Source organism: Vibrio sp. 1180_3 (genome assembly GCF_029478545.1).
Classification (GTDB): Bacteria; Pseudomonadota; Gammaproteobacteria; order Enterobacterales; family Vibrionaceae; genus Vibrio; species Vibrio aestuarianus.
Genome location: NZ_SJFM01000325.1, coordinates 1 through 215, shown reverse-complemented (window position 1 = coordinate 215; position 215 = coordinate 1). Strand labels below are relative to the sequence as shown.

The following is a 215-nucleotide window of genomic DNA, read 5'->3' as shown; positions in this document are numbered from 1 at the left end:
GACGCTGAGCCTGAATGAAGACGGCGAGATAAGCGACAGCAACTACAGCTACAACAATGGCACCATCACGTGGACAGAAACCGTGGCCGAGGGCGCAAGCATCAAGGTCGATGCAACGCAGACCGACCGCGACGGCAACGTGTCTCTACCAGGCAGCGACGAAGCGAAAGTGGATACCACGGCGGACGCCGGTGCGCCAAGCGTGAGCATCGTGG

At 60.5% G+C, this 215-nt stretch carries 1 protein-coding gene; it reads left to right on the top strand.

Features of this window, described 5'->3' with window-relative positions; translation table 11 throughout:
* The coding region (locus EYW48_RS21945) for a hypothetical protein (RefSeq protein ID WP_277433143.1) at positions 1-215 on the top strand (215 nt) is incomplete at both ends.